The organism is Sphingomonas sp. CFBP 13714, assembly GCF_014842205.1.
Lineage (GTDB): Bacteria > Pseudomonadota > Alphaproteobacteria > Sphingomonadales > Sphingomonadaceae > Sphingomonas > Sphingomonas aerolata.
Genome location: NZ_JACYVG010000004.1, coordinates 85124 through 100650 on the forward strand (window position 1 = coordinate 85124; position 15527 = coordinate 100650).

Genomic DNA, 15527 nt, shown 5'->3' on the forward strand with positions numbered 1-15527 from the left:
TTGCACGGTGCATCGTCCGCGTCGACGTCCGGCACTGGCGTCCGTGCGCGCGACGTGGCAGGTGCGGATCATGGCTGATAAACGTCCGACCGCTGCTGGCGGCTTCCTGATCGCACTCGGCATCCTTGGCGGTGCCGGGGTCGGATTTGCGATCGGCCAGGCCACGCCCGGCCTCCTGATCGGCACCGCGATCGGCGTCGCCGCCGCGCTCCTCGTCTGGATTCGCGACCGCCGCTAGGCGGGTTCGCGCATCTGCCAGACGACGCGGCCGACAATGTCGACCGGGCCGTCGGGTACAGGCGGCGCGGCAGGATTGTCGCTCGACACGCTGAGCGTCCCATCCCGCAACGCGACCCGCTTAACCATCGTCAGGCCATCGACCCGGATGACGTGAAGCCGTCCGCGCGCGCCCGGCACCGTGGTCGCCATATCGACGATGATGTGATCGCCATCCTGCAGGCCGGGTTCCATCGATGTCCCCCGGACCCGGATGATCGCCGCCTGCCCGTCGCGCAGCCCGAGCCGCCGCGCCAGCGCCGGGTCGATCACGTCGGTGCCCAGCAACACCTCGTCATCGACCAGCGCACCCGGCCCGGCCGACGCCTGCACCGCCAGACGGGCGATCTGGAATCCGGTGGGACTCTGCCCCGTCTTCCCCCCGCTCCCACCGAGCACATGGTCCTCGACGCCGAGATACTGCGCGAGCAGACGGCGATCGTCCTCCGCCAATCGTCGTGGCGACCCGCGCTTCACATACTGCTGCAGATAGGCCGCATTGCGTCCCAGCATCGCCGACAGGGCCGCCAGACTGTCCCCGCGCGCAGCCGCAAACCGTGCGAGCGCTGCTCGGGGATCGGGATCGGACATGGTGAGACCATAGCGCAGGAAAAATCCTAGACAAGTTGGATTTCAGGGAACAGATCGTGAACGTACACAAGGAATCACGAGGAGCAAACGATGTCCGTACTGGTCAAGATCAACCGATATCTGCGGCAGACCGACATGGGGGCGGCCACCTTCGGACGGCGTGCGGTGAATGATTCCCGGCTCGTCGCGGATCTCAGACGCGGTCGCCAGCCACGCGCGGGACTGGTCGCGCGGATCGAGGCGTTCATCGCGAACACGTCCGGGCGCGGCCGGTCGTGAGGATGGACCCCCTGCGCGGCCCCGATGTCGCGACGCGGTTGATCCGCGCACTTCACGCCAGTGCCGCAGCATCGGGCACGGCATTCGAGCTGATCGAGACGGTTTCGCGCCCATGGGCGAGCGCGACCTTCTCGGGCGAGCAACATCATCTGGTCATCCTGGCGGATCCCATACCCGGTTTTCGATTCTGGCTTGCCGCCCTGCCCGATGCCGAGCTGCCGCTGCGGGGGCACATCCTCGCCGATCTCGCGATCGACGCAGTGGAGCTGGTCGGGTCGCGGCTGCGTGTCACCATCGCGGCGTTGACGCTGATCGACGCATAGCCATGCCTTGGGGCTGGACTTTCGGCCCTGGAAACACGAAGTCGGCGGCCAATGAAGGAGATGACGATGGCAGGCACCGGCGCCGGAATGGGCAAGTTCGAATGGGCGGATCCGTTCCTGCTCGACGACCAGCTGAGCGAAGACGAACGCATGATCCGTGACACCGCGCGCGCCTATGCCGAGGACAAGCTCGCGCCGCGGATCATCGACGCGTTCCAGCACGAACATACCGATCCCGCGATTTTCCGCGAGATGGGCGATCTCGGCCTGCTCGGGCCGACTATCCCAGAGGAATATGGCGGCGTCGGCGCATCCTATGTCGCGTACGGCCTGGTCGCGCGTGAGGTCGAGCGGATCGACTCGGGCTATCGCTCGATGATGTCGGTCCAGTCGAGCCTGGTCATGTACCCGATCAATGCGTTCGGCTCCGAAGCACAGAAGCGCAAATATTTGCCGAAGCTCGCGACCGGCGAGTTCATCGGCTGCTTCGGACTGACCGAGCCCGATGCGGGTTCGGACCCCGGCGGCATGACGACGCGCGCGAAGAAGACCGCGAACGGCTATGTCATCTCGGGCGCCAAGACCTGGATCTCCAATTCGCCGATCGCCGACGTGTTCGTGATCTGGGCGAAGTCCGACGAGCATGGCGGCGGCATTCGCGGCTTCATCCTGGAACGCGGTATGAAGGGGCTCGAGACGCCCAAGATCGAGGGCAAGCTGTCGCTGCGTGCGTCGATCACGGGCATGATCCTGATGGACGAGGTCGAGGTCGGCGAGGACGCGCTGCTCCCCGACGTCCAGGGGCTGAAGGGGCCGTTCGGCTGTCTCAACCGCGCGCGCTACGGGATTTCGTGGGGCGCACTGGGTGCTGCCGAATTCTGTTTCCACGCCGCGCGACAATATGGCCTTGATCGCAACCAGTTCGGCACCCCGCTCGCCGGGCGGCAGCTCTATCAGAAGAAGCTCGCCGACATGGAGACCGAGATCGCGCTCGGGCTCCAGGCGAGCTTGCGCGTCGGGCGGCTGATGGACGAGGGGCGGTTCGCGCCCGAGATGGTCTCGATCGTCAAGCGCAACAATGTCGGCAAGGCGCTCGACATCGCGCGGATGAGCCGGGACATGCACGGCGGCAACGGCATTTCGGGGGAATATCAGGTGATGCGTCACATGATGAACCTCGAGACGGTCAACACTTATGAGGGCGCGCACGACGTCCACGCGCTGATCCTCGGCCGCGCGATCACGGGTATCGCGGCGTTCTAGTGATAGGCCACGTGCTCGCTTGCCACCCCGGCGAACGCCGGGGCCCAGTTGGGGGACGCGCCTTGGCTGATCCTGCGTGTCGTCACTGCAATCTTTCCAACTGGGCCCCGGCCTCCGCCGGGGTGGTGATTTAATTGTGGAAGGCAAACCTACACCCCTCGCCGGCCTAAAGGTCGTCGAGCTCGCCCGCATCCTCGCCGGCCCCTGGGCAGGCCAGGTGCTCGCCGACCTCGGCGCCGACGTAACCAAGGTCGAGAGCCCGGCGGGTGACGATACCCGGACATGGGGCCCGCCGTTCATCGACAACCCCGACGGCACCCGCGACGCAGCCTATTTCCACGCCGCCAACCGCGGCAAGCGCTCGGTCGTCGCGGACTTCACGACACCCGAGGGACAGGCCGCAGTCCGTGCGCTGATCGCCGACGCCGATGTCGTGATCGAGAATTTCAAGGTCGGCGGGCTCGCCAGATACGGGCTCGACTATCCGACGCTCGCCGCGATCAATCCGCGGCTCGTCTATTGCTCGATCACCGGCTTCGGACAGGACGGCCCCTACGCACCACGCGCGGGCTATGACTTCATCGTCCAGGGCATGAGCGGGATAATGGATCTCACCGGCGAGCCTGGTGGCGCCCCGCAGAAGATCGGCGTCGCGTTCGCCGACATCATGACCGGGCTGTATTCGGTGATTGCGATCCAGGCGGCGCTGTCCATGCGCGAGCGCACCGGCCGGGGGCAGCAGATCGACATGGCGCTGCTCGACACGATGACCGGGGTGCTGGCGAACCAGGCGATGAACTGGTTCGCGAGCGGCGTCTCGCCGACGCGGGTCGGCAACGCCCACATGAACGTATGCCCCTATGCCGTCTTCCCGACGAGCGACGGGTGGTTCATCCTCGCGGTCGGCAATGACGGGCAGTTCCGGCGGTTCTGCGATGCGATGGGCTTACCTGAAATGCGCGACGATCCGCGGTTCGCGACCAATGCCGGGCGGCTCGCCTTCAAGGATATCTTGTTTGCAGGGATCGAGGCGGCGACCTCGCTGGTGCCTAAACTTGAGCTGCTCGCGCGGCTGGAGGCGGTCGGCGTACCCGCCGGGCCGATCAACACCGTCGCGCAGGCATTCGACGATCCACAGGTGATCGCGCGCGGCATGGCGATCGACGTCGTGCGTCCGGATGGATCGACCGTCCCGGGTCTCCGCACGCCGATCCGCTTCTCGGATGCCGATCTCGCGACCGGGCGCGCGGCACCAATGCTGCCAAAACACCCGTCATCCTGACGAAAGTCAGGATCCAGAGCCACGGACGGTAGCGGTCGTGGCTCTGGATCCTGGGTCTAGCCCAGGATGACGACGGGGATTAGGCGACGGCCGTCACCGGCTTGCGCGCATACACCCCGTACGCAAGGATCAGCGCGTAGCAGATCGCCGGGAGCAGCAACGCGAAGTGCAGGCTGCCCGACGAGTCCGCGAGCACGCCCGTGAAATAGGGAATGATCGCGCCGCCGACGATCGCCGTGGCGATCACGCCCGACCCCTCGGCCGCACGCTTGCCAAGGCCTTCGGATGCCAAGGCGAAGATCGTCGGGAACATCACCGAATTCATGAGCCCGATCGACAGCAAGGCCCAACCCGACACGGCACCCTCGGTATTCGCCGAGATCAGGATCAGCGCCAGCGTCCCGGTCGCGACACCGGCCAGAACCTTGCCTGGCGACACCTTGTTGAGGACATAGGCCCCGATGAACCGCCCGATCAGCGCGCCGCCCCAATAGAAGGGCACGTGCTGACCGGCAGCGACATCGCTCAGGCCCATCACGCTCGGCTGCATCAGGTAGTTGACGATCAGCGAGCCGACTGCGACCTCGGCGCCGACATAAAGGAAGATGCACGCCGTCCCCATCGCGAAGCGCGGGCGCTTGAGCAGCGTGAAGGCGTGGAGGATGCTGCCCGTCTGCTCCTGCTCCTCGTTCAGCCGGTTCCGCCGCGTCCAGACGACGGCGGCGACGATCAGCAGCGCGATGGCAAGGCCGATATAGGTGTGCACGACGGTCCGCGACGATTCGGTCCGGTAGGCGTCAAGCGCGGCGCCGGTCAGCGTCGATGAATCCACCGTCGCGAGACCACCGAGGATGACCGCGGAGCCGACATAGGGGAAGATCGTCGTGCCGAGCGAGTTGAACGCCTGCGCGAAGGTCAGCCGGCTCGATGCCGATTTGGGCGCGCCGAGCGCGGAGATCAGCGGGTTGGCGACGACCTGAACGACCGTGATGCCAGCGCCCAGCACGAACAGCGCGAACAGGAACATCTCGAAGCTGGCCTTGCCCGCCGCCGGGATGAACAACAGGCACCCGACGGTCATCGTCACCAGCCCGATCGAGGCGGTGCGCATATAGCCGGCCTTGCGCACGATCGCCGCGGCGGGGATCGAGAACAGCGCATAGGCGAGGAAGAAGGCCGACTGGACCAGCATCGCGGTCGCATGGTCGAGCGTGAACAGCTCCTTCATCTTCGGGATGATGATGTCGTTCAGCGAGGTGATGCCGCCGAAGATGAAGAACAGGGCGAAGACGAAGACGCGCAGGTCGGGGGCGTCGTAACCGTGATTGGCATCGCCCTCTGCGGCGGCGCCTCCCGCGGCGGCGGTGTGATGGGTGTCGACATGCATAATAAATTGCGCCCTCTCGCGGTCTTGTTGGGCGGCGGCATAAGCCGGGGCGACCGCGCGTGGCAATGGCAGAGGCGCGTTCGCGCGCCCGGCTGCGGCGTGCCACCCGTCGATTGCCGCGCTTTCGGGCTTCGGGTATGCCGTTTGCAAACGCGACAAGGGAGAGCATGAGATGGCGACCGCAGCGCTGCGCAATTCGACGGTTTCACCCGCGGAATGGGAGGCGCGCCAGCAGCTTGCCGCCTGCTACCGCGTGTTCGACATGCTCGGCTGGTCCGAGATGATCTACAACCACATCACGTTGAAGATCCCCGGCGAGGACGGCGCGTTCCTGATCAACCCGTTCGGGCTGCATTTCAGCGAGGTGACCGCGTCGAGCCTCGTCAAGATCGACATCGACGGCAACAAGCTCGACCAGAACCCCTATCCGGTCAATCTCGCGGGCTTCACGCAGCACGCGCTGTTCCACAAACACCTGCCCGACGCGCATTGCATCATGCACACGCATACCACCGCGGGCATGGCGGTCAGCGCGGTCGAGGGCGGGCTGCAGCCGACCAATTTCTATGCGTGCAACTTCATCGGCCAGATCGCCTATCATGATTTCGAGGGCGTCAGCGTCCGGTCGGAAGAGGGCGAACGGCTGATCGAGCATCTCGGCGACAAGCGCGTGATGCTGCTGCGCAATCACGGCATCCTGGTCATGGGTCGGACGCTGCCCGAGGCGTTCATCAAGCACTGGTCGCTGCAGCGCGCCTGCGAGATCCAGGTCGCGACGGCGTCGATGGGCACGCCGATCCTGATCCCCGACGATGTCGTCAAGGTGCACCAGCGCGATCTCGGCAAGGTCTCGCTGCCCGGTGGCGCGGGCAAGGCGGATTTCGAGGCGATGGTCCGGCTGGTCGACAAGCGCGACACGAGCTGGCGGCAATAGCCCCCTCCCCTCCGCCCGGGGGATCGGCTAGCGCGCGGGGATGACCCGCTTCACCGTCAACAACCAGGCGATCGAATATCGGCTTGATCCCGCGACGCCGCTGCTCTGGGCGCTGCGCGATGCGTCGAACCTGACGGGGACGAAATATGGCTGCGGCACCGGCCATTGCGGCGCCTGCACGGTCGATATCGACGGCCGTGCGGTGCGCAGCTGCCGTGTGCCGATCGGGTCGATCGAGGGACGCTACGTCACCACGATCGAGGGGCTGTCGCACGAACGCAACCACCCGCTGCAGTTCGCCTTCATCGCCGAAGCGGTGCCGCAATGCGGCTTCTGCATCCCCGGCATGATCATGGCCGCCGCCGCACTGCTGAAACGCGATGCAAACCCGAGCGAGGCGGTGATCCGCGAACAGATCACCAATCTGTGCCGTTGCGGGGCCTATCCGCGCGTCGTCGAGGCGATCCAGCGCGCGGGCCGCGCGACCCGCGGCGAGGAGGTCCTGCCCGCCGGCCCGCGCCCCGGGATCGACCCGGCGGATTCCGCACGGCTCGTCCCCGCGCTCGTCCCGCCGCCCGCGCGCTAGGCCGCCCGCGCACGAATCCTGTCGGATCGCTGACCAAGCCATTCAGCGTCGCCTCACGCCGGTAAGGCTAGACGGGGTGCACCATAGGAGCCGGCTCGTGCGCCGGCAGTCGAGGACGACGGCAATGACGCGGAGTTTCCTGAAGATCTTGCTCGTGGCATCCGCACTGGTGCCGGTTGCCGCACAGGCGCAGCGGTTCGGTGCCGAGGCGCCGGGGAATGGCGAGATGCGTGGTGATCGGGGCGATCGGGGCGATCGTCCGCAACGTGCGGACCAGGGCGCGGTCGTGCAGAGCCAGGCACGCGGTGACGGCGGCTATGGGCGCAACGGCCGACCGGACGGCCCCCGCCAGGACTGGAATGCGCGCGTGGCGTCGGACCGACAGGCCGACCAGGTTCGCGAAAACTGGGTCCGCGGCAATGCGCAGCGCGATGCCGCCCGCCAGGACGTCCGAAACGACCGCCGCGGTCAGCCCGATCGCGCGCGCTTTGACGGGCGGTTCAATGGGCGCCCCGGCGAGGACCGCGGCTATCGTGACGATCCACGCGGGCGCGACGACCTTCGCGGCCGCCCGGATGGGCGTGGGCGTGACGACTGGCGCGGACGCGACGGCGATCGGGACCGCGGCGGCTATCGCAGCGGCCAGCATTTCGGCGGCTACGGCACCGTCCAGGGCTATGGCCGCAGCGGATATGGCCAGCGCGGCGCGTGGAACCGCGGCTGGCGCAGTGACAATCGCTATGGCTGGAGCGACTATCGCGCGAGCAACCGCGGCGCCTACCGCCTGCCGCGCTATTATGCGCCGAACGGATGGGGCTCGGGCTATCGCCGCTTCGGCATCGGCTTTTCGCTGAACAGCATCCTGTACAACCAGAATTACTGGATCCAGGATCCCTACACCTATCGCCTGCCCGAGGCCTATGGGCCGTATCGCTGGGTCCGCTATTACAACGACGCGTTGCTCGTCGATCTCGACAGCGGGCGGGTGGTCGACACGGTCTACGATATCTTCTGGTAGGCGCATCGCGGCACGACGAGCGACCCCGCCCGTCGTGCCGTCCCAGTTGCGCGCCCCTTGCGTTTCGCGGACGGCTGCGCAAATTCGGATCCATGGGTTTATTCACCAAAGCCAAGCCGCAGGATCCGATGGCGCCGACACGGCAGGCGGCGGGCACCAGCGTCGCCGCGCGGCTCGACGCCAATCCGAAGGTCCAGCGGGTCGCGATCGACGGCGTGCAATTCTATCACCACGCCAACTTCCTCGACGCCGCGACCTGTCGCGCGCTCATCGCGCTGATCGATTCGAAGCGGCGGCCGTCGACGCTGCTGTCCGACCGCCCCAACAGCAGTTTCCGCACGTCGGAGAGCTGTGACATGGATCGCTGGTCCCCCGATGTGCAACCCACCGACGAGGCGATCGCCGCGCTGCTCGGCATCGACCTGCCGCATGGCGAGACGATGCAGGGGCAGCGTTACGCCCCGGGCCAGCAATTCCGCGCGCATCACGATTATTTCCACGCCAGCGAAAGCTATTGGGACAAGATGCAGGAACAGGGCGGCCAGCGCACCTGGACCGCGATGGTCTATCTGAACGACGTGCCCGAGGGTGGCGCAACGTGGTTCCCGCAGGCGGGCGTCAAGGTCGCGCCCAAGCGCGGGCTGCTGCTCGCGTGGAACAACATGAGCCCCGACGGCAGCCCCAATGGCCTGACGCTCCACGAAGGCATGCCGGTGGTCGAGGGCGTCAAATATATCGTCACGAAATGGTTTCGCGAACGCCCCTGGATCAAGTGACGCCCCTCCCCCGTCGGGGGAGGATCGCCTGCCGGCTTCGGTGAACCCGCTCGACAATCCCCCCGCAGCCACTACCTCCGGCGCATGACAGTTCTCGGCGTAACCTCCTCGATCCTCGGCCAGCCCTGGCGCTGGCGCTCGCTCGCCGCGGACGCGCGCGACGGGTTCGGCGGCGACGATCTGGTGACCCAGCTCCTTCTCGCACGCGGCTGCCCGCGCGAAGCGCTCGACGCGCACCGCACGCCGTCGATCCGCGCGTTCATGCCCGACCCGTCGATCTTCCGCGACATGGACCGCGCCGCCGACCGGCTCGCCGATGCGGTGCAGGCGGGCGAACAGGTCGCGATCTTCGGCGATTACGACGTCGACGGCGCGACTTCCGCCGCGCTGATGATCCTCGTGCTCCGCAATCTGGGGATCGAGGCACGCGCCTATATCCCCGACCGCCTGCTCGAAGGCTATGGCCCGTCGGGCGAGGCCATGGTCCGGCTCGCGGGCGAAGGCGCCTCGCTGATCGTCACCGTCGACTGCGGCGCGCAGGCGTTCGACGCGCTCGATGCCGCGCGCGATGCGAAGGTCGACGTGATCGTGATCGATCACCACAAATGCTCGACCGCACTCCCGCACGCGCTGGCGCTGGTGAACCCCAACCGGCTCGACGAGGATGAGGGCGCCGCGCACGGCCATCTCGCTGCGGTCGGCATGTGCTTCCTCGCCGCCGCCGCGCTCGTCCGCACGCTGCGCACGCGCGGCTTCTTTGAAAACCGCGCCGAGCCCAAGCTCATCGACCTGCTCGACATCGTCGCGCTCGGCACGGTCGCCGACGTCGCGCAGTTGCGCGGGCTCAACCGTGCGTTCGTCGCGCAGGGGCTGAAGGTCATGGGCGCGCGCCGCAACATCGGCGTCGCCGCGTTGATCGCGGCGTCGCGGCTGACGCGCAACCCGACCTGCACCGATCTCGGCTTCGCGCTCGGCCCGCGGATCAACGCCGGCGGGCGCGTCGGCCGCGCCGATCTCGGCGTCCGCCTGCTGACCACGCAGGACCCCGACGAGGCGCGCGGGATTGCCGAGGAGCTCGACCGTCTCAACGAGGAACGCCGCGCGATCGAGACCGCGGTGCAGGAGGCCGCCGACCTGCTCGCCAGCCGCGACCGCAGCGTCTCGGTCGTCGCCGGACATGGCTGGCATCCCGGCGTCATCGGCATCGTCGCGGGTCGCCTGAAGGAAAAGCTCGGTCGGCCCGCGATCGTCATCGCGATCGACGAACACGGCATCGGCAAGGGATCGGGCCGGTCGATCCCGGGCGTCGATCTCGGCGCGGCGGTGATGGCGGCGCGCGAGCAGGGCCTGCTCGTGTCCGGGGGTGGCCACGCGATGGCGGCCGGCCTGACGATCGCCGAAGCGGCGATCCCGGCCTTTGCTGATTTCCTTGAGGACCGGCTCGCCGCGGCGGTCGCGCAGTCGAATGACGGCCGCGCGCTGCTGCTCGATGCTGTTCTTGCCGCGGGCGGGGTCAATCCTGCGCTCGTCGAATCGATGGACGCAGGTGGCCCTTATGGGATGGGCTGGCCCGCACCGCGCGTCGCGATGGGGCCGGTCCGCGTGATCAAGGCGGATGTGGTGGGCAATGGCCATGTCCGCACGATCGTCGCGGGCGACGACGGCCGCAGCGTCAAGGCGATGGCGTTCCGCGCCGCCGAGACGCCGCTCGGCCAGGCGCTGCTCGGCGCGGCCCCGCACCGCAAGCTCTGGCTCGCCGGTCGCGCCAAGATCGACGACCGGGCATCGCGCCCTGCAGCAGAATTGCACGTCGAAGATGCCGCCTGGGCCGATTGAAGGGTTGACGGGCCAGCCACTTGGCCTTAGGCGCCTCCAACCACGCAGGCCCCTTCGTCTAGCGGTTAGGACGCGGCCCTTTCACGGCTGAAGCACGGGTTCGATTCCCGTAGGGGTCACCATCTCATCGCCAAGCGTTTGAGATCGGCGAAATATCAATAGAATCAACGCCCCGCCCCGCGAGGCGCCCAGTGCTACAGGCGGCGTCGCATACCGTATTCCGTCGAGCGCGGCAGATCGTGTTTGTCGCAGCTTCGAATGATCGTTGCGGAGGGTGTCCGAGGGGTCATCGGCAATACGGCGTCGACAGGGTGTCTGAGAACCACCGACCCGTTTCTGGCGCATGGGAAACGCGCCGTGCTGGATATCGGATGCCTGGCGAGATCAGGCAGCGCGAGACGGGATAACCGCCCGACAAATGGTCGCTGAGCGCACCAAGGCCGTATTGCATTGAGACGGCTGTTCCGCGACTGCGGCGCATGCCTCACGCCAGCAACATCGTCTATTGCGACGGTCCAGACAGCCCCCACGCCTTTGACATCGTTCCGGTCCAGCCCCGTAAGGGGAGCTTGGATGCAATGTGCCCATTGTGCAAAGGCCGGGGCCAATGGAATACCGAGATTGATCTCGTAAGCTTCCGCTGCAAGCGCACTGCCTGCGATCGGTGCCATGGCGCTGGATGGGTAGAAACCGGCTCGGACCCGGTCGGCCTGCCCGACATCGAGATTTCACCGGAAGGCTACCCCCGGTGGACCCTGCGCTTCGAACCTGCCGACGAAGTCACGCCGATTGACCCGGAAAAACCAGGCCTATCGCAGACCTAGGAAATTATTGGTTTGGTCAGGCGCACCGAGCTTGGCCGCGACCCACGCAACGTCCTCGTCGCTTGGCTCCTCCGGAAGGTCCTCGCCAGGCGAGAGCGCGTCATCGAGGAGGCCTTGCGCGGTGCCGGCAATCGGCTCGTCGATGGCGCGCTCTTTGGCACTGTCCGTGATCTTTTCTCTGTTCGGCAAGTCATTCTCGGCAGCGGCGGCTCCTGGTCAGCGAACAGCCCCTGCTCAGGTCATCCGCCGGGCGTGGCGGAACCGGGCATACCGGTTGAGGAGATCGTTGATCAGCTGTTCGTCGCTCAGGCCTGTCACATCATGCGCCGGCTCTCCCTCCGAGGAATGCGCCACCGCCCGGTAGTGGAGACGCTCCTGTTCGTTCGCCTTGCGCGATGCCGCCCAGGCGAAGCTTGCCTGGCGGAAGCCGCGCGCGCGAACCCCGTAGCGGAACTCGCCACGCTCGCCGTGCGGGATGCGAAGCTCGACCTGGTTTTCGTCCTGAACGAGGGTTGGCGAAAGGCCGCTGTCGCGCATCTGCGCCGCCACCGCGTCGAGCGCCGGGCTTGCCGTATCGGTGAGGAACGCCGCAACCTCACGCTTGTCGTGGAAGCGCGTGATGGTCGCGAGGCGCTGCTGCCAGCTCAACGGCGTTTCGGCGATCGGATCGGAACCTGCGGCGGACAGGTCCATCGCTTCCTGACCCTCGGTCTGCAGGGCGCGCAGCAGCCCATAGCAGATGAACACCATCACCACCGCGAATGGCAGTGCACTGGCGATCGCGGCCGTCTGAAGGGCCTGGAGCCCACCGGCGACCAGCAGCACTGCACCGACGCCGCCCGCGGATACCGCCCAGAATACACGCTGCCACACCGGCGGGTTCTCCGCCGCGCCCGATGTGATCATGTCGATGACCAATGCCCCGGAATCCGCCGACGTGACGAAGAAGGTGATGATCAAGAGTGTCGCAATACCTGAGACGATCGTTGCGAAGGGCAGCTGCTCCAGTGTCTCGAACAACGCCACCGGCAGATTGTTGGCAACGGTGTCGGCGATGGCGGCCGTACCCGCCATGTCCAGCGCGATCGCAGTGTTGCCGAACACCGTCATCCAGAGGAAGGTGAATAGGGTCGGCACCAGCAGCACGCCGCCGATGAATTCGCGGATCGTGCGCCCACGCGAGATGCGGGCGATGAACATGCCGACGAAGGGCGACCAGGCGATCCACCAACCCCAGTAGAACAAGGTCCAATTGCCCAGCCACGGGTTGGGTTCATAGGCGTAGAGGCGGAAGGTGCGCGGCACGACTTCGCCGAGATAGGTGCCGATGTTCTGCACAAAGGCCTGGAGCAGGAACACCGTCGACCCGGTGACGAGGACGAAGGCGAGCAGCAGTCCGGCCAGGATGATATTGAGTTCGGACAGGCGCTTCACGCCATTGTCCAGCCCGGCGACGACCGACAGCGTGGCCATGCCGGTAATGGCGGCAATCAGGACGAGCTGAACGGGGATGCTCGTCGGCAGGCCGAACAGGTGATTGAACCCGGCATTCACCTGGAGCACGCCGAGACCAAGCGACGTCGCAACGCCGAACATCGTGCCCAGCACCGCGAAAATGTCGACGGCGTGGCCGATCGGGCCGTAGATCCGGTTGCCGATCAGCGGGTATAGTGCCGAGCGGATGGTGAGCGGTAGTCCGCGGCGAAACGCGAAATAGGCAAGCGCCAGCCCGACCACGATGTAGATCGCCCAGGCGTGCAGGCCCCAGTGGAAGAAGGTGAGGACTATCGCTTCGCGTGCGGCCGCGATCGTCTTGCCCTCACCCACGGGTGGCGATGCGTAATGCTGGATCGGCTCGGCCACGCCGAAGAAGATCAGGCCGATACCCATCCCCGCACTGAACAGCATCGCGAACCAGGACAGGTAGCTGTAATCCGGTTCGCTGTCGTCGGGCCCGAGCTTCACATCGCCATAGCGACTGAACATCAGGAAGATGGCGAAGATCAGGAACCCCGCGACCGCGGCGATGTAGAACCAGCCGAAATCCGCGACGATCAGCGCCTGCACGGTCGTGAACACCCGGTTCGCGGTCTCCGGGGCGAGTGCGCCGAAGAGGGCGAAGGCCAGGATCAGGCCTGCCGAAACGAAGAATACAGGCGGATTGATCTCCGCCTTGCGTCCCGCGGCTGGCTGTCGCGCATCATTCGGTAACGGCTCGGTCAATGTACCTCCTATTCATGGTTAATGTCCTGTCCAGTGAATGGAACGACGCTGAGCCTTGTCAGTTGCGAACGAGTGTTACGATGCGGAAACGATTGACCCGGTCTCGCTTGCGGCCTCGCCCTGTCGGTGGTGCTGTCGTCGGGGGCAACAGCGCAGGACGCCTGGTTAAGCAAAGCGATGAGCGTCCGACCGAGACGATGCTGCCGGCCGAGAAGAAGGCCAGTGTGCTTGCCGGAACATGGAACAGTATCCAGGGGTCGAAGCCCGGGCTCGGCCAGCCGAACGATGGCGCCTTGCCGGGCTGTTACGAAACCGACCTCTATGCCGGCGCGTCGATCGAGCTCGACAGGCGATGGACGGTGTCGGGAACCTGTTATCGATACGTCTCGCCCTCGGCATGCGTAATCGCGCGGGAAGCGAAGCGCGGTCGTCTCGGACGAAAGCCGTATTTCTCCCTGTCTTGGCTCGGCAGGAATCTCCAGCCTAAACGCTGCGCCCTGATCCTAGGCCCGCAAGCGCAGCAGAAGTGCCCGTTTACCGCCATTGAGTTCGCGCCCCCTGACCAGCAATTCCCCGTGTCGCGCTTCATCGTCGTTGACCGACGCAACAGCCTCTGAGCCTTCGATGATCATGGGGCCGTACGCATCGCGCTCTGGCCGCAAACCGACGTCCGAGGGAACAAGGACATCTCGATCATCATGCCGGATCCGAACGGCCAATCCGCCATTTTTCAGCCGACCGGCGACGATTTCGGTTCGGCCGTCAGGCGATCGAAACGAGGCCTCACCCAATCTTGATGAAGAACGCCATGGATCCGGTAGACGAGGTGCCCCCGCAAAAAACGGCTCTGGCCGGACACGTGGCGGTAATTTAGCGCCGGGGGACAACCTCAACGATAATATCGCCCGCTTCCAGACGGGCGGCCTCGGGTTCCCAGAAGCAGAAGTCCTGATGCCCACGATAGATGCGGTGGCCGAGTCCGGTGGCGATGGCGGCAAGCGGTTTGCCGACCTCGTCGGCAGCGACCTCGCGTTCCCGCAGGACTACACGCCCGCCCGACGCGGCAAGATCGGCCATGTATTCGGCGGTGTGAGCGCCGTGCGTGGACCCGGCGAGCAGAAGGCCGGCGAAGCTGGCCGGGTTGATGACGACGTTTGCGCCTGCCTGATGCGCAATCGCTTCATTGTCCTCCGACCGGATCACCACGCTGATCGGCAGATCGGGCGCGATCCGCCGCGCCGTCAGCACGATAAGGATCGAGGTATCGTCGCGGCCGGCGGAAACGATGAGCGCGCGGGCCTTGGAGAGTCGGGCGGCCTCCAGCGCGGCGTTGCGCGTGGCGTTTCCCTCCATCACCGTCGTGCCGCAACTCTCCGCCGTGCGTAACGCCGCGGCGCGCTCGTCGACGACGACGATCATGCCTGGATCGGCGCCGCGACGGATGAGTTCGCTGACGGCCTCAGACCCGCTCGTACCGAAACCGGCGACCACGACATGGTCTTCGAGGTGTCGCTGGATCACCGACATGCGCCATTTCTCCCAGACGCCCTTGAGCAGAAAATCATATGCGGTACCTAAAAAGATGAGCCATACGAAGAGCCGGATGGGCGTCACGACGAAGGTATCGAACATCCGCGCCTGCTGGGTCACAGGTACGATGTCGCCATAGCCGACCGTCGTCACGGTAATCATCGTGAAATACAGGATGTCGGCGAAGGTCACGGGCTCGCCCGAATTCTGCCGCAAACCGCCGCGATCGAACCAGTGCACTGCGAGCGCAATGCCGATCAGCGCCAACGCGACCAGCGCCCGCCAGGACAGGGCCAGCCACGCCGGGGTTCGGCTCTGGCGGCGCAGGCGATAGTGCACCGTGTCTGCATCGTCAGTGTGCATGCCGTCTCTTGCCCATCCGCAGTGCCGCTGTGAAGT

The 15527-nt window shown here is 66.2% G+C and carries 15 protein-coding genes and 1 tRNA gene; 12 read left to right on the plus strand and 4 right to left on the minus strand.

Features of this window, described 5'->3' with window-relative positions; translation table 11 throughout:
- The first annotated feature begins 70 nt into the window (after positions 1-70).
- On the plus strand, positions 71-238 hold the full coding sequence (locus IFT54_RS10590; protein ID WP_167396669.1) for a hypothetical protein: 168 nt from the start codon (positions 71-73) through the stop codon (positions 236-238).
- Here the strand turns inward: IFT54_RS10590 and IFT54_RS10595 are convergent.
- A complete protein-coding gene (locus IFT54_RS10595) occupies positions 235-867 on the minus strand; it encodes a S24 family peptidase (RefSeq protein ID WP_192070612.1) in 633 nt (210 codons plus the stop codon). The genes IFT54_RS10590 and IFT54_RS10595 overlap by 4 nt on opposite strands.
- 90 nt (positions 868-957) lie before the next feature.
- Here IFT54_RS10595 and IFT54_RS10600 point away from each other — a divergent pair, with 90 nt between their 5' ends.
- The 4 genes from IFT54_RS10600 to IFT54_RS10615 all read left to right on the plus strand — a co-directional run bounded on the left by IFT54_RS10600 (position 958) and on the right by IFT54_RS10615 (position 4014).
- Positions 958-1146 (plus strand): hypothetical protein, encoded by a 189-nt coding sequence (locus IFT54_RS10600; protein ID WP_031438885.1) that lies wholly within the window; start codon positions 958-960, stop codon positions 1144-1146.
- A gap of 2 nt (positions 1147-1148) precedes the next feature.
- The gene (locus tag IFT54_RS10605) at positions 1149-1469 is read left to right on the plus strand and encodes a hypothetical protein (protein WP_244648841.1); all 321 of its coding nucleotides are present in this window, start codon (positions 1149-1151) and stop codon (positions 1467-1469) included.
- A gap of 66 nt (positions 1470-1535) precedes the next feature.
- Positions 1536-2732, plus strand: a complete 1197-nt coding sequence (locus IFT54_RS10610) for an acyl-CoA dehydrogenase (protein WP_244648843.1) — start codon at positions 1536-1538, stop codon at positions 2730-2732.
- 136 nt (positions 2733-2868) lie between these two features.
- A complete protein-coding gene (locus IFT54_RS10615; RefSeq protein WP_192070613.1) occupies positions 2869-4014 on the plus strand; it encodes a CoA transferase in 1146 nt (381 codons plus the stop codon).
- A 79-nt stretch (positions 4015-4093) separates the two neighbouring features.
- Here the strand turns inward: IFT54_RS10615 and IFT54_RS10620 are convergent, their stop codons facing one another.
- Positions 4094-5401 carry a sugar MFS transporter gene (locus IFT54_RS10620; protein WP_031438881.1) on the minus strand — a complete coding sequence of 436 codons (1308 nt, stop codon included), beginning with the start codon at positions 5399-5401 and terminating at the stop codon, positions 4094-4096.
- A 172-nt stretch (positions 5402-5573) separates the two neighbouring features.
- On the opposite strand from IFT54_RS10620, the gene IFT54_RS10625 reads away from it, so the two are divergent.
- From IFT54_RS10625 to IFT54_RS10650, 6 genes are all read left to right on the plus strand, one after another.
- Positions 5574-6335 (plus strand): class II aldolase/adducin family protein, encoded by a 762-nt coding sequence (locus tag IFT54_RS10625; protein ID WP_192070614.1) that lies wholly within the window; start codon positions 5574-5576, stop codon positions 6333-6335.
- A 40-nt stretch (positions 6336-6375) separates the two neighbouring features.
- Positions 6376-6921 (plus strand): (2Fe-2S)-binding protein, encoded by a 546-nt coding sequence (locus IFT54_RS10630; RefSeq protein ID WP_192070615.1) that lies wholly within the window; start codon positions 6376-6378, stop codon positions 6919-6921.
- Positions 6922-7045: 124 nt separating this feature from the next.
- The gene (locus IFT54_RS10635; protein ID WP_192070616.1) at positions 7046-7939 is read left to right on the plus strand and encodes an RcnB family protein; all 894 of its coding nucleotides are present in this window, start codon (positions 7046-7048) and stop codon (positions 7937-7939) included.
- Between the two features lie 92 nt (positions 7940-8031).
- On the plus strand, positions 8032-8715 hold the full coding sequence (locus IFT54_RS10640; protein ID WP_159511217.1) for a prolyl hydroxylase family protein: 684 nt from the start codon (positions 8032-8034) through the stop codon (positions 8713-8715).
- An 84-nt stretch (positions 8716-8799) separates the two neighbouring features.
- A complete protein-coding gene (gene recJ, locus IFT54_RS10645; RefSeq protein WP_192070617.1) occupies positions 8800-10551 on the plus strand; it encodes a single-stranded-DNA-specific exonuclease RecJ in 1752 nt (583 codons plus the stop codon).
- 47 nt (positions 10552-10598) lie between these two features.
- Positions 10599-10673 (plus strand) — tRNA-Glu (locus tag IFT54_RS10650).
- Between the two features lie 936 nt (positions 10674-11609).
- On the opposite strand, the gene IFT54_RS10655 is transcribed toward IFT54_RS10650, so the two are convergent.
- Entirely contained in the window at positions 11610-13598 is a 1989-nt protein-coding gene (locus IFT54_RS10655) for a BCCT family transporter (RefSeq protein WP_192070618.1), read from the minus strand.
- 197 nt (positions 13599-13795) lie between these two features.
- Here IFT54_RS10655 and IFT54_RS10660 point away from each other — a divergent pair, with 197 nt between their 5' ends.
- On the plus strand, positions 13796-14215 hold the full coding sequence (locus tag IFT54_RS10660) for a hypothetical protein (RefSeq protein WP_192070619.1): 420 nt from the start codon (positions 13796-13798) through the stop codon (positions 14213-14215).
- A gap of 253 nt (positions 14216-14468) precedes the next feature.
- On the opposite strand, the gene IFT54_RS10665 is transcribed toward IFT54_RS10660, so the two are convergent.
- Positions 14469-15491 (minus strand): potassium channel family protein, encoded by a 1023-nt coding sequence (locus IFT54_RS10665; RefSeq protein WP_192070620.1) that lies wholly within the window; start codon positions 15489-15491, stop codon positions 14469-14471.
- Positions 15492-15527: the final 36 nt, after the last annotated feature.